Here is a 23,221-nt window from a genome sequence, read left to right as displayed (position 1 = left end):
GAGGTCAGGGTGGAAAGCCGATCGCGAGTTTCATCGCAGAATATTCAGGGTGTATCGCGCCTTTGTCCGTGCGGATGATCAACGGCGGTTCGGTCCAGGTTTGTTCACGAAACCAGTCCGGCAGGTCGCTGGCGAGCATCATGCCAAACAAACCCACCAGCGGCGGTTCGCCTTCCCGGAACACGATCGGGCGCTGGCGGACGATCGCAAGGCCCGCATCTTTCGCCCCTGCGGCGACGCGCGCTCTTTGCGAAGGTTCAAACGGAAATACACAGGCGAACCAGCCGCCGCGCGCAAGGTGCCGCGATGCCGCCGCACAATAGTCTGCAATCGTCCCACGCAATTCGAAGCGGCACGCGAGCCGTTGCGAATGCTCGCTCTTGACACCGGCTTCTTGCGGAAAATAGGGCGGGCTGCCCGTGATGAGATCGAATTTTTCGTCGGCGCGAATTACTCCGGGATCGCGGAAATCCCCTTCTCGAATTTCGTAACGGCTTTCCAGCCCGTTATAACGCGCGGACTTGCGCGCGAGTGCCACGCTGTCGGACTGGGCTTCGACACTGACGAAGCGTGCTCCCGGGAGGCGCCAGGCCGAAATCATCCCCACAGTTCCAATGCCGCTGCCGAGGTCAAGCGCGGTGCGCGCGGTGGGACACCAACTCGTGCCGTACCACGCCACCAGGATGTCGTCGGTGGAGAAACGGTGGCCTTCGCGAAGTTGAAACAAGCGGAAGTGGCCGCTGATGGCGTCGAGGGTTTCATGCGGTTCAGGCGCCATAGCCGCGGCGCGACCCGGGGCAGCGGGACCCGGCTTCGCCCAGCCTTTGAATTCAGGCACGTCGATCACGAATCGGCCGGGGTTCGGGGTGCATGCGCGGGTTCAATGTGAACAAGCACGTCTGAAACTGCAGGGATTTCCCTGCGCACGAGATCCTTCACCTGATGCGCAATTTCGTGCGAGCGGATCACTGTCATCTGCGGGTCGACTTCGACGTGCATATCCACGAAATAATGGTAACCCATTTTGCGGACAAAACATTTCTCCACGTCCACGACATCCGTGCAACATTTCGCAATGTGCCGGATGCGCTGAACCATGTCGCGGTCGGGTGTGCGGTCCATCAATTCGTTCAGCGCCGGGCGCAACAGCCTGACGCCATTCACGGCAATGACTCCCGCCGCCACCAGCGCCGCCCAGTCATCGGCGGCCTCGTAACCTTGCCCGCCCGCCAGTGCGATTCCGATTCCGATGGCCGCTGCCAGGGATGTAATCGCATCGCTGCGATGATGCCAGGCGTCACTGGCAACAGCCTGGCTTTCCGTGAAAGCAGATTCACGAAGTGCGTAGCGGAACAGTCCTTCTTTGATCAGCATGACCGCAAACAGAACCACGAGGGTGAAGGGTGCGGGTGTGGAATGCGGGGTGGCGATTTCGCGAATGGATTGAACAACAATCCAAAGTGCTGCGACGAGCAGCATGGCGGAAACAACGGCGGTCGCAATCGGTTCTGCTTTGCCGTGGCCGTAGGGATGATCTTCGTCGGCGGGTTCCGCTGCGATGACAAGGCCGCGCCAGACCACCAGCGAGCTGAAAATATCCGCAAACGATTCCACGGCGTCGGCAATCAGCGCGTGCGAATGGCCAAAAATTCCTGCAAGCAGCTTCGACACTGCGAGTGCTGTGTTGGCGGCCAGACCGGTGAAGGTTGCCCGCAGACTTCTTTTCAGCCGTTCGGCCGGCATGACAAACGGTAGAACGTTGCGGCCACTGTGTCAGCAGGCAACTCTCCTTTTCGCCTACGTCCATGGCTTCCTTTTGAGGTTCCCATTGAAAGGCATTGCTGCTTGTTTGGTTGACGATGCATGCGCCATGTTTCGGGTGAACTTGCCATGAAGCTTTACACGATAGGGTTCACAAGGAAATCCGCTCAGGAGTTTTTCGACACGCTGCGGCGTTCCGGCGCGAAGCGGATTGTGGATGTTCGACTGAACAACAGTTCCCAACTGGCCGGATTTGCGAAGCGTGACGACTTGAAGTTCTTCGTCAAAGAAATCTGTGGAATGGATTACGTCCACCTGCCTGAATTGGCGCCCACGCAGGAGATGCTCGACGATTACCGAAAGCGCAAAGGGGGCTGGGAAGCCTATGAGGTTCAATTCCTTCGCCTGATTAAACAACGCCGCGTCGAACACTCGATCCCGAAAGAGATTATTTCAGAGGGATGCCTTCTGTGCAGTGAAGACAAACCGCATCACTGCCACAGACGGCTCGTTGCAGAGTATCTGAGCGAGCATTGGGGCGGGGTGCATGTTTCTCACCTCGGCTGAAACCAGCCCGAGCGCTTCATGCTACGAAAGACTGCTTTCTGGACCGCGGGCTTCAGCCTATTTCCGCGGCAAACCTTCGCGGACTGGTCGAACTACAATAGCATACCCGCATCCCATTCCCGACGTTAAGCGGTGTGAACGCCGCGCTTCCGAGCGCCGACTTGAAGACGTGTGGCGTGAGTTGCACCACTCGTGGAGGATTCGCGGCGTCAGGCAATCATGTGACAAAACATGGCGTCGCGGAGCTTCGGTTCAAACCATGTGCTCTTCGGCGGCATGATGCCGCCTGCGTCGGCGATGGTCATAAGATCTTCAATGCTCGTGGGAAACATCGAGAACGCGCAGGCGTACTCGCCGCTGTTCACGAGTTTTTCCAACTCGCCTGTGCCACGAATTCCGCCAACAAAATTAATCCGCGTGCTCGTCCTTGGATCGTTGATGCCGAAGATTGGATCCAGCACGAATCTCTGAAGCAGGGTCACGTCGAGTTTTTCGATGGGATCCGATGCCGAAGCAAAATGCGGGCGGAAATGCAGCGTGTGCCACTTGCCGGTGAGAAACAATGCGACCTCATGTTTATGGGTCGGGGCAGGGGATGCGCTGGGATGGATGGTGAAAATGGAATCGAGCTTCGCCAGCAATCCTTCCGCTGAAAGGCCGTTCAAATCCTTGAGCACGCGGTTGTACGGCAGGATCTGCATCTGGTTGTGCGGGAAAATGACGGCGAGGAAGGATCCGCTGTGACCAGCTCCCTTTCGACTCTGATAAACGCGCGCTGCGGCAGCGCTGCGATGATGTCCGTCCGCGATGTACAGCGCGGGAAGTTTGGCAAACTCCGATTCAATCACCTTCACATCCTCGCTGCCGTCGATCGTCCAGGACGTGTGTCGAACCCCGTCTGCCGCGGTGAAATCGATTGCCGGGGCCGTGGCGACGATTCTGGAAATGAGAGCATCGAGCGAGGGCACGGCCCTGTACGTGAGGAATACAGGGCCCGTTTGTGATTCCAAAGTTTCGATGTGGCGCACCCGATCGTCTTCTTTGTCCGGACGGGTGAACTCATGTTTCTTGATCACGCCCTTGAGGTATTCTTCGCAACTCGCAGCAGCGACGATCCCGAGTTGCGCGTGCCTGCCCATGATCTGCCGGTAAATATAGAAGCAGGGCTTTGGATCCTGGCGCAAAGCGCCTTCCGAAATGAGCCGCGAGAAATTTTCCTTTCCTTTCGCATACACGGCATTCGAGTACAGATCCGTGCCGGGCGGCAGATCGATTTCCGGTTTGCTGACATGCAGGAAGCTCAATGGGTTTCCCGCCGCGAGCTGGCGCGCTTCCTCAGAAGACATCACGTCGTAAGGCAACTCGCAAATTTGAGCCGCAAGTTCCGGCTTGGGACGCAGTGCCGCAAATGGTTTAACAATGGCCATGAGGGAGCGGAAGATACGTTTACGGGTTCAGCAACGCACGCAAGAAATCGGCTCCTTGAAAGCGGGATGCGATAGATTGCTTCAACAAAGGGTTTCTTGACATAACCGCGCGAAGATTTCAGCATCGCTGCGTTCCACACGATCTGCTCACGCGGAGCTTCCCTCCGCACCCCAGCTCGCATTTCCATGAAGTCAGCAACAAACTCTCCCAAGTTCCCGGCAGTTATTTCCCCGGTCGTGAACGCCCGCGGAACAAAGCACCGCGGTGGCGGCCTCTCCCGGCTGCACAAGCTGATGCTGGTGGTGGTGTTTTCGGCGTCGACCGTGCAGGCCGCCACGTTCTCCGTGACGAACACCAACGCATCTGGCCCGGGTTCATTGCTGCAAGCCGTGCTCGATTCGAACGCGTCTGCCGCGTTTGACACGATCTCCTTCAGCATCGCCGGCGCTGGGCCGCATACCATCTCCCCATCCGCCGCCCTTCCTGCGATCACTAATTCGGTCCTGATCGACGGTTACAGCCAGCCCGGGGCTGTGATGAATTCCCTGCCTGACGGCTTCAATGCGGCTGTCAAAATTTCGCTCAATGGAACCAACGCCGGTGCCAACACGGACGGGCTTCGCCTGCAGGCGCCTAATTGCACAATCCGCGGATTAAACATCTTCAACTTCCGCCGGGATGGCATCGCAATTTCCGCAGTGGCCACAAACGGCGTCGTTGAGGGCTGCGTCATTGGAATCGGTCCGAACAACGAGGAATGGGAGAACTGGAATTCCGGGGTGCAAATTTCCGGCAGCCTTTATTGCCGGATTGGCGGCACGACGCCATCCGCCCGCAATGTTCTTTCCGGCAACAGTGGGAGTGGCGTCACCATCAGCGGCGGTGGGTGGAACGTCGTTGAAGGTTGTCTTATAGGGCTCGACCCGGGTGGAACGGTTGATTCAGGAAACTTTTACGCGGGCGTGGATATCGCCAACTCCGCCAGCAATCGGATCGGAGGAACCATCGCCGCCGCCCGGAATGTCATTGCAGGAAACAACACGTACGGTGTGCGGCTCCAGGACGATGGCGCCCGGGCCAATCTGATCGTGGGCAATTACATCGGGCTGAGCCTCAATGGCACCGCAGCCGTGCCGAATGGACAGGGAGTGAACGTGAGCGGCGCTCGTGACACGATGATTGGCGGAACTACGGCGGCTGCGCGAAACGTCATCTCGGGCAACGGAGGAATCGGGATTCTGGTTTCCACATGGGTAGGTCCCGCAACCAACACCGTGATTCAGGGCAATTACATCGGAACAGACGCCGGGGGTTCGGTGGCCGTGGCAAACGCCACTCGCGGCATCAGCGTCCTCGTCGCCAACACGTGGATCGGTGGGATCGAGCCTGGCGCGGGGAACCTTATTTCGGGCAACGGGAATAACGGCGTCGATATTTCTGGCGCCGCTGCCACAAATGTCGTTGTCCAGGGAAACCGGATTGGCACTGACGCCACGGGAACGCTTCAGGTGCGCAATAATGGCCACGGCATAAACATTACTTCCAACGCGCGCTTCAACCGGGTGGGTGGCGCAACCCCTGGCGCTGGCAATCTCATCGCATTCAACACCTCTGCGGGCGTGGCCGTCCTCACGGGCACGAACAACTCCATCCTGGGTAATTCAATCTTCGAGAATGCCGGGCTTGGAATCGACGTTGATTCGGCTGGCGCGACGGCGAATGACGCTGCCGACGCCGACTCTGGCGCGAATTTCCGGCAGAATTTTCCCGTGTTGAGCTATGGCGTTGCGGGACCCGGCTCCGGCTCAGTGGCAGGAAGCTTCAACAGTAAACCGAGTCGCACCTATCGGCTGGAATTCTTCAGCAGCCCGGGTTGCAACCCGGTGAACGGATACGGAGAGGGCAAGTTGCTTTTCGGTGCGACCAACATCACGACCGACGCAGCTGGAAACGCGAACTTCACGTGCACATTCCCGGCTGTTGTGTCGGCAGGGGATGTAGTGACTGCAACCGCCACAGACGAGTTCGGAAACACGTCTGAGTTCAGTGCCTGCGCGCCGCTCGTGCCCCCCGCCAGTGTCGAGCTTGCGGTGACACTGCAGGACGCGCCGGATCCAGTGCGGCTCGGGCTCCCGATGACTTACCTGATCACCGTCACGAACGGCGGCCCTTTCAACGCGACGAATGTGCGCGTCACCAACACATTGCCGGCTGGCGCCGTGTTTGTATCGGCGACCAACTCGCAAGGTTCGGCATCGCACAGCGGGGGCGTCGTGGTGTTTCAACTCGGCTCAATGAATGCGGGGACGCGCGCGACCCTCGCAGTAACGGCGAGCCTGCACGTGGCGGGACAAAACGCAAGCCAGGTGGTTGCAATTGCCGACCAGGTTGATCATGTGCCCGCTAATAATACGGCCCAGGCATCCACGGTTGCGGGAATGTTCAACCTGCAGGTGGCTTTAAACGATTCGCCCGATCCGGTGGTCGCTGGCCAGCCCATTACCTTGACGGCCACCGTGACGAACCTGGGAGGGGACACTGCATCAAATGTTGTCGCCTTCATCTATCCTGGTTGGAACTCGTCGGGGCGCGGGTTTGCGGATGCCACTGCGTCCGGTCCGGGAACGTTCGTCAATTCGCACGTGGGAGATCGTGCAACGGTGCAATGGCGCCTTGGAACCTTGCCCGCGGGGCAGGGCGTGAAAGCGACGGTTTCAGCAATTCCAATGCAGCTGGGCACGAACCAATCTCGCTTTATCATCGGGGGCGGTTTGTTGGGGATCGACACCAACACCTTGAACAACACCGTGATCATTACGACAGTCGTGACTCCGGGGCCAGGCATCTTGTCACTCAAGCCGAACCTGTATGTTCGGGAGCCTGCAGGACCGGCGGTGGTGATGGTGACGCGCGAGAGCGGAAGCAATGGCGTTGTCACGGTGCAATACTCGACATCGCCCTTTGAGGCGGCAGCGCCCGGCGATTACACACAGATAACGGGGACGCTCACCTTTACGAACGGCCAGACGCAATCGACCATCGCCATTCCGATCACAAACGACATGCAGGGTGAGTGCAATGAGCTGTTCCGCCTGGTTTTATCAAATCCAACCGGCGGCGCCGCGTTGTTGGGCCAGGGTTCTCCCATCAGTCCATCGCGCACCGACATCGAGATTGCGGACGACGATTTTGGCGCGCTGTCAACGGTTAATCGGGTTGCGGATGGCGTGCCGCGACGCATCACTGCGAGCTTCGAGAATTCAGGCTTCTTCCTCGAGGAATCCACGCTGGCCGACATGACACCCGACGGCAGATTCGTGGCGTTCCTGGCGTATCCGCCGAATCTTTCGGACTTGAAGACAAATGATGTCCGCGACTTGTTTCTGCATGACCGACAGACCGGTTCGAATCACCTCGTCAGCATCAGTGCGGACGGGGGCGCGGCGGGAACCGGAAATTCTGAAGGCGCGGACGTTTCCGATGATGGCCGCTTTGTCGTGTTTCAAAGCTTTGCGTCCAACCTTGTCGCTGGCGATACCAACAAAACAGGCGACGTGTTCATGCGCGACCGGCAAGCGGGGACGACGAGCTTGATCAGCGTCAACAGTTCGGGTTCGGGTCCCGGCAACAGCACTTCTGAGGATCCCGTCCTGAGCGCGAACGGGCGATTCATCGCGTTTGCCAGCGTCTCCACGAACCTGGTGGGAAACGATGGGAACGGGTTCCCCGACATCTTCGTGCGCAATCTGACGAACAACACAACGACGCTCGTGTCAGTGAACACAAACGGCGTCGGGGCAAACGGAAATTCGGCCCATCCGCTCGTCAGCTCGAATGGAATGGTGGTGGTGTTCCACAGCATGGCTGGCGACCTCGCCCCGGGAGACACGAACAACACCTGGGATGTCTTCGCCCGCAATCTTGAAACGGGAACAACCGTGCTCGTGAGTCGGGGGATTACGAACCAGCTGGGCAACGCGGCGTCGCTCGTGATGGCACTGAGCGCGGACGGACGTTATGTCGCATTCCAAAGCGATGCTTCGAACCTGACTACGAACGATTCGAACAATGCGGACGACGTGTTCCTTCGCGATCTTCAAACGGGCACGACAACACTGGTTTCGCGCAATGCCACGGGAACAGGGGCAGGTAATCAGGAATCGCGATTTGCCTCCATGACCCGCGACGGCCGCTATATTGGATTCGACAGCCGGGCGGGGAACATCGTGTCCTCGGGTGGGTTTTCGGGACGTTGGAATGCTTACCGTTACGACCGCGTGACCGGTTCCAACCTCCTCATCAGCGTCAATTCGATTGGGTCCTTCAGCGGCAATGATGATTCGTTTGATCCGGCGATCAGCGAGGATGGGCGCCATGCGGCGTTTGAAAGCGAAGCGACGGACCTGGTGCCGGGTTACCAAGCATCCACGACCTTTGCCTACTCGCAGATTTACGTTCGCGATCTTCAAACCGGCGTCACGACATTCATCAGCCATGAGCCTGGCCATCTGCGCAGTGGAAATCGTTACTCGATGGATCCGCTCATCAGCGGCAACGGGCAGGTCGTGACGTTTCAATCGCAGTCCGGCAACCTGGCGTTTGGCGACGGAAACAACATGGAGATGGATGTTTTTGTTTACGCGGCGTCGTCGAATTCGCTTTCGATCGTCAGCGCCATTGCGTCGTCCACGCCGTCCCGCTCCGCGTTCGAAGCCGTGTTAAGCCGGGACGGACGCTACATTGCATTCAGCACGGAGGCGAACGAACAGGCGACGAATGACCTCAACCAGTTGACCGACGTGTTTCTTCGGGATGTGACAAGTGGCTCCGTGACGCTGGTCAGCGGCAATAGTTCGGGAACGGGAACCGCGAGCGGCGATTCGGGCGTCCCGGTGATCAGCCATGACGGGCGGTTTGTGGCTTTCTTCAGCACCGCGACGAATCTTGCAGCCGGGGATGCGAACACCACGCGCGATGTTTACGTTCGTGACAGGCTGACCGGGATTGCCCATCTGGTTTCATTGCAGACCAACGGCCTTGCAGCCGGTGAGGCGGCCTTTTCGACATGAGCGCCGACGGCAGGCTTATTGCATTCGACAGCGAATCGTCAGCGATTGTTCCTGGTGTGCTGGGAACCCACAGGAACATTTACCTGCGCGATCGCACATTGGGCGAAACGACGCTCATTAGCCGGCGGTTCGATGGACCCGGCGGAGGCAGCGGCGATTCGTTTCGTCCGCTGATCAGCCCTGGTGGATGGCACGTGATCTTCCACAGCCAGGCGACCAACCTGGTCGCAGCGAACGACCCGAATGGAACGGGAACCGACGTTTACGCGCGCGATCTTTCCGCTGGTACGATGACGCGGATCAGTGGCGCGGGCGGCGGATCTTTCGAGAATGCGCAGTTCAGCCTGAACGGGCGCTACGTTGTTTTCGAGACGACCGACGACGCCTTCGTGGCGGGTGACACAAATGGAACCTGGGACGTCTTCGTCCGGGATTTGTTCACGGGGCAAACCACTTTGGTGAGCCGGAGGCTTGCCGGGTCCGGCAGCGGGAATGGGTTTTCGCGGTCGCCTGTGATCACTCCCAATGGGCGCTTCGTGGCTTTTCAAAGCACGGCCGGCGATTTGGTATCTGGCGACACCAATGCCCTGACGGATGTATTTGTCCGTGACATGATCACTGGCGTCACGCGATTGGTCAGTGTGAATTGCCATGGCTCCGCGGCAGCAAACGGAGCGTCAGAGGTTCCGGACATCAGTGCGGATGGCCGTTACATCACGTTCCACAGCGTGGCGACAGACCTTGCTCCGGGCGATTTCTCCATGGGCCCTGCTGGTGTGGAGAATGTCTTTATGCGGGACCTCATTGAGAATCGGACCCGGCTCATCAGCGTTCGGATGGATGCACAAGGCGGCGGCAACATGGGTCGCGGCGCAACGCGCGGTTCCTCGGATGCCTTGATCAGCGCCAATGGCAATACGGTCGCGTTCATCAGCAGCGCTGACAATCTGGTGATGAACGACAGGAACTTGAACCAGGACTTGTTTTTTGTGCGACCGAACGTGAGCGCCGCCGCCGCAGATCTCATTGTGACGATGCAGGCCAACCCAGCGTCGCCTGCAGTGAACGACAACATCACGCTGACCGTGATCGTGATGAACACGGGGCCGAGCCCCGCTGCGAACGTGGTCGTTTCCGACCTGCTCCCTGTCGGCCTGGCTTTTATTTCAGCTTTCCCGAGCCAGGGGACGCTGTTGGTGACGAACCACGCGATCGTTGCATCGCTCGGAACCATTGCGAGCGGCGCGAACGCCTCAGTGACCCTTCAGGCCAAGGCGCTTGTCCCCGGCAGCTACCTGAACGCGGCCAATGCGTTTTCGGATGTCGCGGATGTGAACACGGTCAACAATTATGCGTCTGTTGTGATTTCCGTGGACGATACAGGAGGGAACGAGGGTCCTGCGCTTTCGGCATCGCGGGCGGGCAATGTGATTTCGATTCGATGGCCGAGCTCTGCCGCGGGCTATGCGCTTCAAACGAAAACCAATCTATCCGCTGCGGTTCCATGGCAGACGTTAACGAGCGGCATCCTGGACAACGGAATGTTTCGCACTTACTCCATGACGAACAGTCCTGATCCCGCCCGATTCTTCCGCCTGCGGGTTCCATAGCCTTTTGCGGGCCTGCAACGGATTGCAGGCGCTAAAAAACGTCGGGTGGAATTTTCGCAGGTTGGTTGAAATGGATCACCTCGCAGCCTGGGCATTCCCTGGGGTACCAGGAGAAATGCGAACGTTTCTTCCGGGGACTTTGCCCGATGTGCCAGATTTTCCGTGGAACATAACTTGCACCGGCGATACGGGAAAAATAGTGTGAAGCGCGCGCCGCCGAACAATCAGGGGGCGCCATAATTTTCATTTTATGCCGAAAAAGCCTCTAACGAGCAAAGAGCTGGGCGACATCATCGCCAGCTTGCACAAGTTGGCCCACAACCTTTGGTGGACCTGGAACCAGGAAGCACAGGAGCTCTTCCAGGAACTGTCTCCGCGGGGCTGGCAGAACCTGTATCACAATGCCGTGGCGGTGTTGCGCGAGGTGTCGGACTACGAGCTGCGCGTGCGGCTGCAGGATCCCATGTTTGCGGAACGGGTGCGAACGGTGCTGAATGCGTTTGAAGAGTACATGGGCGAGAAAGCAGCCTGGGCTCATCAGACAGCGCCTGCATTGAACAAAAATCCCGTGGCCTACTTCTCCGCCGAATTTGGCTTTCACGAAGCCCTGCCGATTGCTGCGGGCGGGCTTGGGGTCCTCGCTGGCGATCACACCAAGTCGGCCAGTGACCTTGGGCTCGGGTTTGTTGGCATCAGCCTCTTTTATCGCGAAGGCTATTTTCAGCAGACGATCGACGGCAACAACTGGCAGACCGAATACTACAATCATTTGAATCCTGCGAACCTGCCCGTTGAGACGGTTGTGGACGCCAAGGGCGAGCCAGTGGTTTGCGATTTGGATATCGGAATGAACCGCGTCTTTTTTCGGGCGTGGCGGGTCAACGTGGGGCGCGCTCCGGTGTTGTTGCTAGACGCCAACATGCCGCAGAACGAGCAGCACTTCCGCGACCTGACATTGCGTGTTTACGGGGGCGACAGCACCACGCGCATCATGCAGGAGATGTTGCTCGGCATCGGCGGAGTCCGGCTTCTGCGGAAGCTTGGTTACCAGCCCTCAACGTTCCACATGAACGAAGGCCATGCCGCGTTCCTGACTTTGGAACTGATCCGTGAAAAGATTCGTGGCGGCAAGACGGCGGCAGCTGCGCTTGAAGAAACCCGGCGCGAATGCCTCTTCACGACGCATACGCCGGTTGAGGCAGGGCACGATCGATTCAGCCCCGACCTGATGAACTATGCGATGCAGCGATACCAGACGCAGATTGGGATTCCATTTCCTGAAGTCATGGCGCTGGGCCGGGTGGACCCTGCCAACCAGGAGGAGCCTTTCTGCATGACAGTGCTGGCGTTGAAGATTTCGCGGGCAGCGAACGGCGTCAGCGATCTTCACGGTTTGGTGAGCCGCCACATGTGGCAGTGTTTATATCCAGGCAAAACCGTCGAGCAGGTTCCAATCGGGCACATTACCAACGGCATCCATTTGCTCGGCTGGATGAAAGGCCCGGTGCGCCGTTTCTGGCGTCAGCGGCTTATCAACAACCCAGCTGCTGCAGCGACTGGGGATACGACACAAATCTGGCGGCAGGCAAACACGCACTGGTCGGGCGAGTTGAATTCACCGGAGTTCTGGCAGCGCATGCTCGATCCTAACTTCATTTCCGACGAGGAAATCTGGGCATTGCGCTACAAGCTGCGCCGTGAGTTGATCGAATTCGCGCGCAGGCGGCTCTTGATCCAGGGACAGCGCCTGACCCAGGGCGATTACATCACGTTCGATCAGTTGCTGAACCCCGATGCGTTAACCATCGGATTTGCGCGGCGATTTGCCACCTACAAGCGCGCGCCGCTGATCTTCCAGCAGATGGAAAACATCGTCCACCTGACCCGTGACCGCACGCGGCCTGTTCAGTTCATCTTCGCAGGCAAGGCGCATCCGCGCGATGACGACGGGAAACGCTACATCCAGCACATCATCCACCTGAGCAAGTACAGCGATCTGAAAGGCAGCCTGGTCTTCATTGAAAACTATGACATCCATGTGGCGCGCCAGATGGTTTCGGGATGCGACGTATGGCTCAACAATCCGCGGCGGCCGCTGGAAGCATCGGGCACGAGCGGCATGAAGGCGGGATGCCACGGCTGTCTCAACATGAGCATCCTGGATGGATGGTGGCGGGAAGGTTATGACGGCACCAACGGGTTCGGGATCGGCGACGATTCGCACGCGGAGTCCGTTGAAGAGCAGGATCGGGTGGACAGCGCGAATCTCTACACGACGTTGACGGAGCAGGTCATGCCGCTGTTTTACGAGCGCGACGAGCAGGGCTTGCCGCGGAAGTGGATTCAACGAATCCGCCGCGCCATGGCGACGCTTGTGCCGCAGTTCACCACGGATCGCATGGTCAAGGAATACACAAAGAAGTATTACATGACGCGTTGATCTCGGGCCGGGTGGTTTGCCTTTGCCAATTTTCGGTTCGTTTCGGAATTTGAAATTCCGCGGACTTGCTGCACCATGCGACCAGACTGAGGCGAATTTGCCGATGTCGACGTATGAATGATTGGTTTGTGTTCCGGCCGAAGCTGGCGGACACATTAAAAAGCTACTCGAAACCACAACTCAGCGCGGATCTTGCCGCGGGTGTCACGGTTGGAATTGTTGCGCTCCCTCTCGCCATGGCCCTGGCGATAGCATCGGGACTCAAACCAGAGGTCGGAATCTTCACCGCCATCATTGGCGGCCTCCTCGTGTCGCTTCTCGGGGGTTCCCGGGTTCAGATTGGCGGTCCCGCCGGCGCCTTTGTTCCTTTGCTGGCACCGATCGTGATGGCGCACGGACCTGGCGGCCTGGTGGTCTGCGCCATGATGGCCGGGGTGATCCTGTTTATCCTGGGCGCGGCTCGGCTCGGAACGTTGATCAAATACATTCCATTCCCGGTCGTTACAGGCTTCACCAGCGGCATCGCCATCATCATTCTCAGCACTCAGATCCGCGATTTCTTCGGGCTCCAGGTTAAAATGCCCGCCGACTTCCTGGAGAAGTTTCACGTGCTTGCTGGAAACTTTCATCCAAACTGGCCCACTTTGATTGTGGCTCTCTCCTGCACACTCTTGATTTGGTTCTGGCCCCGGAACCTTGGCAGGAAGTTGCCTGGCTCGATTGTAGTGATTGCCGCGGCGGCGGCGGCGGCGGCCTGGTTTCACCTGCCGGAACGGTTCGGGATCGAGACGCTCGGGACCGCGTTTGGCGACATGCCGCGGAAGTTGCCGGGACCGCATTGGCCGTCGGTTCCCTTTGACGAATGGCGGGCGCTTCTTCCCGCTGCGATGACAATTGCGGTGCTCGGGGCCATTGAATCGTTGCTGTGCGCGGTGGTTGCCGATGGGATGATTGACGACCGCCACGATTCAAACCAGGAACTCATGGCGCAAGGGATTGCGAACATAGCGTCGGGATTCTTCGGGGGCATGCCCGTGACGGGCGTCATTGCCCGCACGGCGACGAACGTTCGAAATGGGGGACGCTCGCCCATCGCTGGAATTGTGCATGCCCTGGTGCTGCTGGGAGTGCTGCTGCTGGCCGCGCCGCTCGCACGGCATATTCCGCTGGCTGCCTTGAGCGGGGTTTTGGTCGTGGTAGCCCTGCGGATGGGCGAATGGCATCAGTTTGCACGCCTCCGACGCTGGCCTCGGAGCGATGTGGCGGTATTCCTGTGCGCGTTTATTTTGACGGTGGTGACGGACCTGCCGGTTGCCGTGGGCACCTCGCTCGTGCTGGCGTCCGCGCTCCTCGTGAAGCGCCTTTCAGATGCCTCCCAGGTCACAGCCGACGAAGAGATCACGCTCGCAAACTCCCCGCAGCAAAGCGCTGAGGGCAGGGTCATTCCGCGGGGAGTCGTCGTCTTCCGGGTATTCGGCGCGTTTTTCTTTGGTGCCGCGGACAAGCTGGAGTCTTCTTTGCGCCGTGCCGGGCAGCTGCCTGACGTCCTGATTCTCCGGATGCGGGACGTGCTGGCGCTGGATGCGACGGGACTGGACGCTCTGGAAGACCTGCTGGAGAAGCTTCGAAAGCACAAGAAGGAGCTGATTTTGTGCGGTCCGCACTCGCAACCTTTATTTGCACTGACCCGTTCCGGCTTGTTGGATCGGCTGGGGATGGATAATGTCTGTGGCGACATGGACGCTTCACTGGCCCGTGCGGCTCACCTTCTCGCCGAGAAGAATGCTGGGGCCGGAATCCACCGGGATCTCGCACACGAGCATCCCTGAAGATAATGTTGGCGCCTTTGCCGCACTTTTATGAACTCGATCATCTCGAAATTGTTGAAACTTCAGACTCTTGAATTCGACCGCACTCCCTCTGCGGCCGAAGCCAGGGAAATTACCGAATTGCGCGCCGGGGTTCCGGAACCAATTCTCGGGCACTACTCCCGCCTCATCGCTCGCGGGAAGAAAGGCGTGGCCGTCATTCGAAACCAGGTCTGCGGCGGCTGCCAGATGCGCCTGCCGATCGGCACCATCAATACCCTGATGCGCAACGAGGATATTCAATTGTGCGACAGTTGCGGGCGTTATCTGTACCTGCCAGACAAAACGGAAGAAGCGCCCGTCGCGGCCAAGCCCGCTAAGAAACCGCGCAAGAAGAAAGCTGCCATCGAACCGACTGAAACAGCGGCTGGAAGCTGAACGGACGGCGGATCCTGATGCTTGAAGGAACGCGGTGATCGCGCGATCACCGCGTTTTTATTCCTGGATGAAGTAACTCAGGTTCTCCAGCTCAATGGCGAGATTCACGTTGTTCACCATGACTTCCTCCGGAACCGAAAGCACAATCGGCGAGAAGTTGAGGATGCCAACCACGCCTGCTTCAACGAGTTGGTTTGCAACTTCCTGAGCGACTGCTGCTGGCACGGCCAGGATCGCCATTCGCACGTGGTGCTGGTGAATGAACTCTGGCATTTCTTCCATGTCCAGCAGCGGCTGCGTATAACGCGTGTCGCGGCGCCGCCGCGGATCGGCATCGAAAGCCGCGACGATCTCGAACCCTTCCTTCTCAAATCCCCGGTACGACAGCAGCGCCAGGCCCAGATTGCCGACGCCAACCAGGATTACAGGCTGCAGCCGCGTGGTTCCCAGCTCATCGGAAATCATCTGCGACAATTGCGCAACGTCATAGCCGAGCCCGCGTGTTCCGAACTGTCCGAAGTACGCGAGATCCTTCCGCAGTTGCGTTGATTTCACTCCAGCAACCTTGGCGAGGGCTTCACTGGAAACGGTCTGGATATTCTTATCCTTGAGGCGCGCGAGGCACCGCAGATACACCGACAGGCGGTAGATCGTCTTGCGCGGAATCTCTGGGCGGCCGACTTTTTTCAAGGTGCGATGCATAGTGCAAACCTGCCGTTGAATCAATCCCCGAGGAGCGACACGATTGCGCGGGCTGCGCGTTGCATGGCTCCGGGCCCGCCCAGTGAGTTGACGATGTTCGCCAAGTCGTGCTGAATCGACCCGCGGCGTTCGGCGTTGCCAAGCAGATCGAGGGCTGCCCCGGCAATATTCGCTGGAGTCGCTGCATCCTGGATGAATTCGGGGAAAACTGTTTTGCCTGCCAGCAGGTTCGGCATCGTGAGTGACTTCACCGTTACGATTCGTTTTCCAACCTGGTACGTGCTCCACGAGGTTTTGTAGAGCGTCACCGTCGGGACGCCAAACAGTGCACATTCCATCGTCACGGTTCCTGTCGAAGCAATGGCCGCCGCTGTCCGCGACAGCGCACCGTGAAGGTTGCCGATTTGAATTTGGACATCGGCTGGACTTCCAACGGATCGTGCAAGGCTGGCCAAACCTGCGTCTGGTAGAACGATCAGGACTTCGATCTGGGGACGGGCGGCCTTGATCTGTTTCATCGCGGCCAGCATGACGGGAAGATGCCGCTTCACCTCGCCCTGGCGGCTGCCGGGAAGCAACAGCAGGAGGTTGGAAGCAGGAGGTTGTTCGGTGGCATTCGTGATATCCGGCGTGCGGTCCAGAAGAGGATGGCCGACGAACTCCACGCGCAGACGCGGGACGCGCGCGGCATACCAGGATTTTTCGAACGGAAAAATGCTGAGAAGCAGGTCGTAGTCGCGCTGTAATTGAAACGCCCGGCCCGCGCGTGATGCCCAAACCTGGGGTGAGACAAACTGGACTAATTTCGGACGCCAGTTATTGAATGATCCCGTTGAACCCGCATGACGGCGGATGGCCCGGCCAAAGCGCAAATTGAATCCGCCGTAGTCCACGCCGATGATGACGTCTGGCTGCCGTTCCAGTGCCAGGCGGAGCAGCTGGCGAAACAGCCTTCGAAATTTGAAATAGCTGCGCAGGACATCGGAGAGTCCGATCACCGAGTGGCGGGTCAGATCAAGTGCGAGTTCGACGCCTGCCGCCTGCATGCGCTCACCGCCAGCGCCAAAGAAGCGGGGTGCAAGCGCAGTGCGCAGCGGTTGAGGTTGATCCGGGCAGACATCAGGACGCGCTGCCAGCTCGTCGCGCAGAGCGGACACAAGCTTCGCTGCGTGCGCATCGCCGCTTGCCTCCCCGGCAATGATCATGATGCGAAGCGGCTTCATGCAGCGTCAGGCCTGTTGCTGGATTAGGCGTGTGATTTCGAACGCGAGGTCGAGTGCTCGCTTGGCTGACGCGCCGCTGACAAGAGGTGTCTGCTTTTCCTGGACGCATTTGACAAAGTGCTGCAGTTCGAGCTTCAACGGCTCCTCCTTCGTGATTGGGACAGGCTCCCGCACAATGCGTTTGCCCCCAAATTCACTTACAATTGCAGAGTCCTTGCCCACGCCCAGCTTCGCCGCGAGCAGCTTTTTGAGGATGGAACTTTCTTCCTCGCCGTCACGCGCGATGCGGTAAATGAATCCCTCCTGCGCGCGATAATCGAGCGAAATGTAACTTGCGATTTCCCCGCCGCTGAAAACCCGGATTTTTCGCATGCGCTCCGGGCTGACGCGGCTCACGGTGACGTTGGCGACGCAACCGTTGGCAAAGCGAAGCCGGGCATTTGCAATGTCTTCCGAGCGGCTCAGAACGGGAATTCCCACTGCATCGACATTCGTCACGGGTGACTGCACGAACGCCAGCACAACATCGAGGTCGTGAATCATGAGGTCGAGAACCACGCCAATGTCAGTCGAGCGGGCGGGGTAGGGGGAGAGTCTGTGGGTCTCGATGAAGCGCGGTTCGGTGGCGACGGATTGAAGATAATTGAAGACGGGATTGAATCGTTCCACGTGACCGACTTGCAGGACACAATTCTGTTCCTGCGCCAGCTGAACCAGCTCCGCCGCTTGTGCGGTGTCGTCTGTCATCGGCTTCTCCACCAGCACATGCTTTCCGGCAGCCAGCAACTGCCGGCCGAGATCGAAATGTGTCGTGGTTGGCGTAACGATGTTGACGGCATCACTGGCAGCCGCCGCTTCGGAAACTGAACTGAACATCCGGACGTTATGTTTCGCTGCGATGCGCCGGGCGGTGTCGGCATTTGCGTCGAAGATCCCCGTGAACTCCACTGATCCCGCTGCTGCCAGTTCTGAATAGATGCGCGCGTGTTCCTTGCCGAGCGAACCCGTTCCCAGGACAGCGACTTTGATGAGTGACATGTTGCGTTGCGCGCCAATGTGGCGCCGGAAGATCATGCCAACGAGCACGGGCGATCACGAATCAATTTTCGACTTTAAAGGACGCGCACGAGGCTCATACAGTATCGCCCGTGCCAGTCCTGACGTATACAGCCGTCGCCGTCGCCGCGTATCTGCTCGGATCCATTCCGACGGGATACCTGGTGGCGAAGGCGAGGGGCATCGACATTCGCAGCGTTGGCAGCGGGAACATTGGGGCGACGAACGCGTTTCGCGTGCTGGGGAAACCGGCGGGCACATTTGTCCTGCTCATTGATGCGCTCAAAGGTTATGCGGCTGCATCGTGGTTGGTCGCGCTCCTGGCTCCCTTGCTGGATGTCGCCACAGTCGATTTGAATTGGCTGCGCATCACCGCTGGAATCTGCGCGGTCCTGGGGCACAACTACACGTGCTGGCTCAAGTTTAAAGGAGGCAAGGGAATCGCCACCACGGCCGGAGTTTATCTTGCACTGGCTCCCATCGCGGTATCGGTTGCGCTGATGGCGTGGCTCATTGTTGCGCTGATCACCCGATATGTGTCAGCCGCTTCCATCGCGGCGGCAATTGCCTTGCCGACGGCAGTCTGGTTGACGCAGGACAGCATGCTGCTGGGCGTTGTCACCACAGCTTTGGGCGCGCTGGCAATTTTCAAACACAGAAACAATATTCAGCGGCTGATGAACGGAACTGAAAACAAAATCGGAAGAAAAGTCACCGCGACAGGAGGGGCGAGATGAGGGTCGCTGTTCTTGGCGCGGGCGCGTGGGGCACTGCGCTTGCCAAAGTTCTGCACGAAAACGGCAACTCCGTCACGCTGTGGGATATCAAGGCCGCAGGGCTGCAGGACATACTGCGGGGCAGCAATGAAAAGTATCTGCCTGGAGTCCCCCTGCCAACGGACTGGAAAGTTGAATCGGATTTTGCGAAGGCAGTCGCCGGTCGCGAGTGTCTGATCCTGGCAATTCCCTCGCAGGCATTTCGTGAGGTGGCGAGCCGGCTTAAATCCCATCCAGGCGTGCTCGTGAGCGTGACGAAGGGCATTGAATTCGACACCGGCGAAACCATGAGCCGCATACTGCGGGAGCATGCGCCCGCGGATCGCGTGGTCGCCTTGTCCGGCCCAACCTTTGCACGCGAGGTGGCATTGGGCATTCCGACAACTGTGGTCTGCGCGTGCGAAAGCGATGGCACCGCACGCACAGTGCAGGGTCTGTTTCATCGCCCTGAGTTCAGGATTTATCGGTCCACGGATGTGTTGGGTGTGGAGTATGGCGGCGCACTGAAAAATGTGATCGCAATCGCGGCGGGAGTGAGCGATGGGCTGGGCTATGGCGACAACACCAAGGCAGGTCTTGTTACGCGTGCGCTCTCGGAAATGCGCCGGCTTGGGGTCGCGTGCGGAGCACAGCCGGAAACCTTCGCCGGGCTGAGCGGACTCGGCGATCTCATGCTGACCTGCTTTTCACGCCAGAGCCGGAACAGGGACCTGGGCGAACGGTTGGGACGCGGAGAGACGATGCCAGCCATTCAGGCATCGCATCCGAAACTTGCGGAAGGCTATCCGACGGCGCGGTCCGCGCATCGATTGGCGAAGGAAAAAGGAGTGCCGACCCCGATCATTGATGAAGTTCATTCGATTCTCTACGAGGCCAAGGATCCGAGGCAGGCGGTCAGGGAATTGATTTCGCGCTCGTTCAAGGCTGAAGATTAGTTTGTCGTTGCGCGGGGAATTTTAGTGAATCACGGCGAGGAATGGAGCCTGGCTGCAAGCAGGCAGGTGCCAGGGCAAAAAAAATCGCAGAGCTGGAGAGCTCTGCGATGATTGGCCGGAAAAGGATCAGGCGCGGCGCCGGGCGCGAACACCCATCAATGCGGCACCACCGAGCGTCAACAATGCGAAGGAGCTCGGCTCGGGAACGAGTGTGAGGAATCCGCGAATTTCACCGCCAGGAAACTGCGTGGTGTGGATGTTCAGATAGGACCGGCCCGCGAACATTGCGGCTACCAGTGCTGCTTCGGCGCCGGCGGTCGTCCCACCGTTGGCAGTGACGAATGCGGGGTTGTAGCTGGAGGCAGCAGTCAGATCGAGAGTGTTGTTATACAAACCGAGGGTGACGCCGGTCGGGAACCCTGCAAAGTTCGGAACCGTGGTTGCGACGCTGGCCGTTCCCTGAAAGGGCAGGGCGGTGGGTGCGTGGACGTGAGCTGCAGTGGTCGTGCCGATCAGTCCTGCAAACAGTGCCTGGACCGTCAGCGAATGCGCTGCATCGTCGTATTGAAACACAGCATACCCGAATGCAGGGGATGCGTTGGCTGGGCTTTCGTTCGCGCCTGTGAGGGTGGCGTCGAAAATGTAAACGGCCGCTTGAGCGGAGACGAGGCAACTCGCCATTCCAAGGGAAAGAATTAACTTCTTCATAGGGCTCCCGGTTTTTCTGACTGTTCGATTAACGATGTTCGCCGGTTCGGCGGTTGAGCAGCACAGGGGCAAAACGGCGTGTTCCGTGTGACTGCGGGTTTGGTTCTCTCTGACTGAACGTATGATGCTCCCGGGCGTAATTTGTTCCAGAAGAATCTGTTCAGTACTTTTACGTCGCGGCGGCCGGCTGTTTCCCTCGAAAAAAAGCAAAATCGCAGAGCTTCTTTCGAAGGCTCTGCGATTTGCGAAACAGTATGAGCGATCAGGCGCGGCGTTTGGCGCGGAAGGCGGCCAGGGCGGCACCGCCCAACGCGAGAAGCGCAAAGCTGCTGGGCTCAGGAACCAGCGTAAGGAATCCGCGGATTTCTCCGCCCGGAAACGCTGTCGTGTGAATGTTCAGATAGGAGCGTCCGGCAAACATCGCAGCGACCAACGCTGCTTGCGCACCCGCTGTTGTTCCACCGTTTGCAGTGATGAACGCCGGGTTGTAGCTGCTTGCGGAGGTCAGATCTAACAGCGTCTCATACGAGCCGACATTCACGCCTGTAGGAAATCCGGCAAAGTTCGGGACCGTCGTTGCGACACCCGCGGTTCCGGTGAATGGCAGCGCAGTGGGCGCATGAATATGAGCGGCAGTGGTCGTTCCCATCAAACGGCCGAACAAAACATCCACATGCAACGTGTTTGCTGTGTCGTCGTAATGGAACAGTGCATAGCCAATTCCAGGCGAAGCATTGGGCGGGCTTTCTGTCAGGCCTGACAGATCGGCGTCGAATACGTAAACGGCTGCCTGTGCCGAGATCAGGCTGCATGCCATACCGAGCGAAAGGAAAAGCTTCTTCATGGCGTTCTTTCTGTTTTGCAGTACACACGGCAGCGCGCGCGCGACTTCCATGCAACTACGGGTTTGGTTTTTCTCTTCTAACTGGTTGTATGATGCGCCTTGACCTGGATTGTTCCAGAGTTTTTTTGTCAGTATTTCTACCACCCTGCCGCGGAGAGGCTTCGCCCGGATCCCCGCAAATCGCGCCCATTCGGGCAAGGCCGTTGTTTAGGAGATTGAGCCCGCTCGAATACCCAATTAACGTGCGCCCATGCAACCGGCCGATATCCAACAGATCGGGAATGAATTGGCGATCAAGTGGTCTGATCAGACAGAAAGCTTCGTTCCGCTTGAGAAGCTGCGTCGTAGTTGTCCCTGCGCAGGTTGCAAAGGCGAAGTGGATATCATGGGCCAGCTGCACAAAGGCCCGAATCGCGTGCTGACGCCTCCAGCATTCGAGCTCGCCTCGATGCAGGTCGTCGGCGGCTACGGCATCCAGCCCCGCTGGAAGGATGGCCACAACAGCGGGATTTTTTCCTTCGACCTCCTGAAACGCCTCAGCGCCCCGTAATCCGCCTAGCCCTTGAGTTCCGCCTGAATCAGCCGCAGCAGCTCTGCATGGGAGTCCACGGCTTTGAATTGAGGAAACTCCAATTTCACGTTTTCAGGCGCGTGGATAAGAAATCCAACGTCGGCCTCACCGAGCATCGCGGTGTCATTGTAGGAATCTCCCGCTGAGATGACGCGGTAATTCAGCGATTTTAATGCCGCCACCGATTTTTGTTTCTGGTTTGGCTGACGCAGCTGGTAACCGGCGATACGGCCGTTCTCGACGTTCAATCGATGGCAGAAAAGCGTGGGCCAGTTAAGCTGCCGCATCAATGGCTGTGCGAACTGCTCGAAGGTGTCGGAGAGAATGATCACTTGAACGAGCGTGCGCAGTTCGTCGAGAAATTCCTTTCCGCCGGGCAGCGGTTTCAATGTTCCGATGACATTCTGGATGTCGATCAACTTGATGCCGTGCTGGTCGAGGATATCGATGCGATACCGCATCAATTTGTCGTAATCCGGTTCATCGCGCGTGGTGCGGCGCAGTGCAGGGATGCCCGTCTTTTCCGCAACGGCGACCCAGATTTCCGGCGTGAGGACGCCTTCCATGTCGAGAGTGACGATCGATTGTTTCACGGGCGCGAAGTCTTCCAAAAGCTGATCGAGGTGTCGAGCGCTGGCAGTCGCTTTGCGAAAGTTCAGCGGGACTGTTCTAGGTTTTGCGGTGTTTTGCCAGGAACCCGGCTTCGGATCCTGCGAGATCGGCGCGGCGTTGCTGCGCCAGAAGCTGGCCGTACACCCGCGCATCGCGCAGCATCATTTCCAATCGTTTCTGGAACACTTCGCTGACCACCCTGCCTTCCTTCAAATCATGTTCTGAGAACGACACGGCGTAAGGAAGCGTCCAGGCGTAGCACTGCCGCGCGACCGTCCGGAGTTGATCCACGACGGTGAGGCCCTTCTCGTGCGAGGCAACGACGGGCACGATCAACTTGCCCGCAAATTCATGCCAGAAATGGTCGAGGAAATTCTTAAGCGTGCTGCTGATGCTGCCGTGGTAATCGGGGGACCCGAGGATAAACAGATCAGCCCGATGCACCCGCGCCTGGAGGGCCTTGAAACCTGGCGCGGCATAGGCAGTGTCCGGGTTATAGAGCGGAAGTGGTTCGGCCTGGAGGTCGAGAACATCGACGGCACATCCGTTCGCCGTCAGTTCCTTCGCGATTTCATTGATGATGATTCGCGTCACGGATCGCGTCCTGGGGCTTCCTGCGACGGCGAGAACGTTTAGCTGCGAGTCGGGCATAATCGGATGCGGGAGGACGGAA

General features: G+C 58.7%; 19 protein-coding genes. 9 read left to right on the top strand and 10 right to left on the bottom strand.

Annotated features, from left to right (window positions below; genetic code table 11):
- Positions 1–4: 4 nt before the first annotated feature.
- Both VEH04_09635 and VEH04_09630 read right to left on the bottom strand, forming a co-directional pair.
- The gene (locus VEH04_09635; protein ID HYG23032.1) at positions 5–847 is read right to left on the bottom strand and encodes a methyltransferase; all 843 of its coding nucleotides are present in this window, start codon (positions 845–847) and stop codon (positions 5–7) included.
- Positions 844–1,743 carry a cation diffusion facilitator family transporter gene (locus tag VEH04_09630; protein ID HYG23031.1) on the bottom strand — a complete coding sequence of 300 codons (900 nt, stop codon included), beginning with the start codon at positions 1,741–1,743 and terminating at the stop codon, positions 844–846. The genes VEH04_09635 and VEH04_09630 overlap by 4 nt, the downstream gene beginning before the upstream one ends.
- Positions 1,744–1,890: 147 nt before the next feature.
- On the opposite strand from VEH04_09630, the gene VEH04_09625 reads away from it, so the two are divergent.
- Complete coding sequence (locus tag VEH04_09625) at positions 1,891–2,328, top strand: DUF488 domain-containing protein (protein ID HYG23030.1); 438 nt, start codon at positions 1,891–1,893, stop codon at positions 2,326–2,328.
- Positions 2,329–2,537: 209 nt separating this feature from the next.
- Here VEH04_09625 and VEH04_09620 read toward each other — a convergent pair whose 3' ends face one another.
- Positions 2,538–3,755, bottom strand: a complete 1,218-nt coding sequence (locus VEH04_09620) for a DUF1015 family protein (protein ID HYG23029.1) — start codon at positions 3,753–3,755, stop codon at positions 2,538–2,540.
- 186 nt (positions 3,756–3,941) lie between these two features.
- Between VEH04_09620 and VEH04_09615 the strand changes: the two genes are divergently transcribed.
- From VEH04_09615 to VEH04_09595, 5 genes are all read left to right on the top strand, one after another.
- Positions 3,942–8,825 (top strand): Calx-beta domain-containing protein, encoded by a 4,884-nt coding sequence (locus VEH04_09615; protein HYG23028.1) that lies wholly within the window; start codon positions 3,942–3,944, stop codon positions 8,823–8,825.
- Positions 8,822–10,435 carry a hypothetical protein gene (locus VEH04_09610; GenBank protein ID HYG23027.1) on the top strand — a complete coding sequence of 538 codons (1,614 nt, stop codon included), beginning with the start codon at positions 8,822–8,824 and terminating at the stop codon, positions 10,433–10,435. The genes VEH04_09615 and VEH04_09610 overlap by 4 nt, the downstream gene beginning before the upstream one ends.
- A gap of 250 nt (positions 10,436–10,685) precedes the next feature.
- The gene (gene glgP / locus VEH04_09605) at positions 10,686–12,875 is read left to right on the top strand and encodes an alpha-glucan family phosphorylase (protein HYG23026.1); all 2,190 of its coding nucleotides are present in this window, start codon (positions 10,686–10,688) and stop codon (positions 12,873–12,875) included.
- Positions 12,876–12,988: 113 nt separating this feature from the next.
- Positions 12,989–14,704, top strand: a complete 1,716-nt coding sequence (locus tag VEH04_09600) for a SulP family inorganic anion transporter (protein ID HYG23025.1) — start codon at positions 12,989–12,991, stop codon at positions 14,702–14,704.
- A gap of 30 nt (positions 14,705–14,734) precedes the next feature.
- On the top strand, positions 14,735–15,121 hold the full coding sequence (locus VEH04_09595) for a C4-type zinc ribbon domain-containing protein (GenBank protein ID HYG23024.1): 387 nt from the start codon (positions 14,735–14,737) through the stop codon (positions 15,119–15,121).
- Positions 15,122–15,178: 57 nt separating this feature from the next.
- Here the strand turns inward: VEH04_09595 and VEH04_09590 are convergent, their stop codons facing one another.
- The 3 genes from VEH04_09590 to VEH04_09580 are packed head-to-tail and all read right to left on the bottom strand — an operon-like array spanning position 15,179 to position 18,084.
- Entirely contained in the window at positions 15,179–15,823 is a 645-nt protein-coding gene (locus tag VEH04_09590; protein HYG23023.1) for a redox-sensing transcriptional repressor Rex, read from the bottom strand.
- 20 nt (positions 15,824–15,843) lie between these two features.
- A complete protein-coding gene (lpxB, locus tag VEH04_09585; protein HYG23022.1) occupies positions 15,844–17,046 on the bottom strand; it encodes a lipid-A-disaccharide synthase in 1,203 nt (400 codons plus the stop codon).
- Positions 17,047–17,052: 6 nt separating this feature from the next.
- The gene (locus VEH04_09580) at positions 17,053–18,084 is read right to left on the bottom strand and encodes a Gfo/Idh/MocA family oxidoreductase (protein ID HYG23021.1); all 1,032 of its coding nucleotides are present in this window, start codon (positions 18,082–18,084) and stop codon (positions 17,053–17,055) included.
- Positions 18,085–18,203: 119 nt separating this feature from the next.
- Here VEH04_09580 and plsY point away from each other — a divergent pair, with 119 nt between their 5' ends.
- Both plsY and VEH04_09570 read left to right on the top strand, forming a co-directional pair.
- Positions 18,204–18,839 carry a glycerol-3-phosphate 1-O-acyltransferase PlsY gene (gene plsY, locus VEH04_09575; protein ID HYG23020.1) on the top strand — a complete coding sequence of 212 codons (636 nt, stop codon included), beginning with the start codon at positions 18,204–18,206 and terminating at the stop codon, positions 18,837–18,839.
- Positions 18,836–19,813, top strand: coding sequence for an NAD(P)H-dependent glycerol-3-phosphate dehydrogenase (locus VEH04_09570; protein ID HYG23019.1), 978 nt, complete (start codon positions 18,836–18,838; stop codon positions 19,811–19,813). Before plsY ends, VEH04_09570 begins: the two co-directional genes overlap by 4 nt.
- A gap of 126 nt (positions 19,814–19,939) precedes the next feature.
- Here VEH04_09570 and VEH04_09565 read toward each other — a convergent pair whose 3' ends face one another.
- Both VEH04_09565 and VEH04_09560 read right to left on the bottom strand, forming a co-directional pair.
- Positions 19,940–20,521 (bottom strand): CHRD domain-containing protein, encoded by a 582-nt coding sequence (locus tag VEH04_09565; GenBank protein HYG23018.1) that lies wholly within the window; start codon positions 20,519–20,521, stop codon positions 19,940–19,942.
- Positions 20,522–20,783: 262 nt separating this feature from the next.
- A complete protein-coding gene (locus tag VEH04_09560) occupies positions 20,784–21,365 on the bottom strand; it encodes a CHRD domain-containing protein (GenBank protein HYG23017.1) in 582 nt (193 codons plus the stop codon).
- 250 nt (positions 21,366–21,615) lie between these two features.
- Between VEH04_09560 and VEH04_09555 the strand changes: the two genes are divergently transcribed.
- Positions 21,616–21,915 (top strand): DUF971 domain-containing protein, encoded by a 300-nt coding sequence (locus VEH04_09555; protein HYG23016.1) that lies wholly within the window; start codon positions 21,616–21,618, stop codon positions 21,913–21,915.
- A gap of 5 nt (positions 21,916–21,920) precedes the next feature.
- On the opposite strand, the gene thrH is transcribed toward VEH04_09555, so the two are convergent.
- Both thrH and VEH04_09545 read right to left on the bottom strand, forming a co-directional pair.
- Complete coding sequence (gene thrH / locus VEH04_09550) at positions 21,921–22,529, bottom strand: bifunctional phosphoserine phosphatase/homoserine phosphotransferase ThrH (protein ID HYG23015.1); 609 nt, start codon at positions 22,527–22,529, stop codon at positions 21,921–21,923.
- A gap of 76 nt (positions 22,530–22,605) precedes the next feature.
- Entirely contained in the window at positions 22,606–23,199 is a 594-nt protein-coding gene (locus VEH04_09545) for an NAD(P)H-dependent oxidoreductase (protein HYG23014.1), read from the bottom strand.
- Positions 23,200–23,221: the final 22 nt, after the last annotated feature.

Source organism: Verrucomicrobiia bacterium, assembly GCA_035629175.1.
Classification (GTDB): Bacteria; Verrucomicrobiota; Verrucomicrobiia; order Limisphaerales; family DASXHY01; genus DASXHY01.
This window is presented reverse-complemented; position numbering and strand designations above follow the sequence as displayed.

Excerpts from the sequence above, each read along its gene's own strand:
- VEH04_09565 (HYG23018.1), bottom strand. The coding sequence starts at position 20,521 with ATGAAGAAGTTAATTCTTTCCCTTGGAATGGCGAGTTGCCTCGTCTCC.
- VEH04_09570 (HYG23019.1), top strand. The coding sequence starts at position 18,836 with ATGAGGGTCGCTGTTCTTGGCGCGGGCGCGTGGGGCACTGCGCTTGCC.
- VEH04_09610 (HYG23027.1), top strand. The coding sequence starts at position 8,822 with ATGAGCGCCGACGGCAGGCTTATTGCATTCGACAGCGAATCGTCAGCG.
- VEH04_09615 (HYG23028.1), top strand. The coding sequence starts at position 3,942 with ATGAAGTCAGCAACAAACTCTCCCAAGTTCCCGGCAGTTATTTCCCCG.
- lpxB (HYG23022.1), bottom strand. The coding sequence starts at position 17,046 with ATGAAGCCGCTTCGCATCATGATCATTGCCGGGGAGGCAAGCGGCGAT.
- VEH04_09580 (HYG23021.1), bottom strand. The coding sequence starts at position 18,084 with ATGTCACTCATCAAAGTCGCTGTCCTGGGAACGGGTTCGCTCGGCAAG.
- VEH04_09620 (HYG23029.1), bottom strand. The coding sequence starts at position 3,755 with ATGGCCATTGTTAAACCATTTGCGGCACTGCGTCCCAAGCCGGAACTT.
- VEH04_09625 (HYG23030.1), top strand. The coding sequence starts at position 1,891 with ATGAAGCTTTACACGATAGGGTTCACAAGGAAATCCGCTCAGGAGTTT.
- VEH04_09600 (HYG23025.1), top strand. The coding sequence starts at position 12,989 with ATGAATGATTGGTTTGTGTTCCGGCCGAAGCTGGCGGACACATTAAAA.
- VEH04_09560 (HYG23017.1), bottom strand. The coding sequence starts at position 21,365 with ATGAAGAAGCTTTTCCTTTCGCTCGGTATGGCATGCAGCCTGATCTCG.
- VEH04_09545 (HYG23014.1), bottom strand. The coding sequence starts at position 23,199 with ATGCCCGACTCGCAGCTAAACGTTCTCGCCGTCGCAGGAAGCCCCAGG.
- VEH04_09555 (HYG23016.1), top strand. The coding sequence starts at position 21,616 with ATGCAACCGGCCGATATCCAACAGATCGGGAATGAATTGGCGATCAAG.
- VEH04_09595 (HYG23024.1), top strand. The coding sequence starts at position 14,735 with ATGAACTCGATCATCTCGAAATTGTTGAAACTTCAGACTCTTGAATTC.
- glgP (HYG23026.1), top strand. The coding sequence starts at position 10,686 with ATGCCGAAAAAGCCTCTAACGAGCAAAGAGCTGGGCGACATCATCGCC.
- VEH04_09590 (HYG23023.1), bottom strand. The coding sequence starts at position 15,823 with ATGCATCGCACCTTGAAAAAAGTCGGCCGCCCAGAGATTCCGCGCAAG.
- VEH04_09630 (HYG23031.1), bottom strand. The coding sequence starts at position 1,743 with ATGCCGGCCGAACGGCTGAAAAGAAGTCTGCGGGCAACCTTCACCGGT.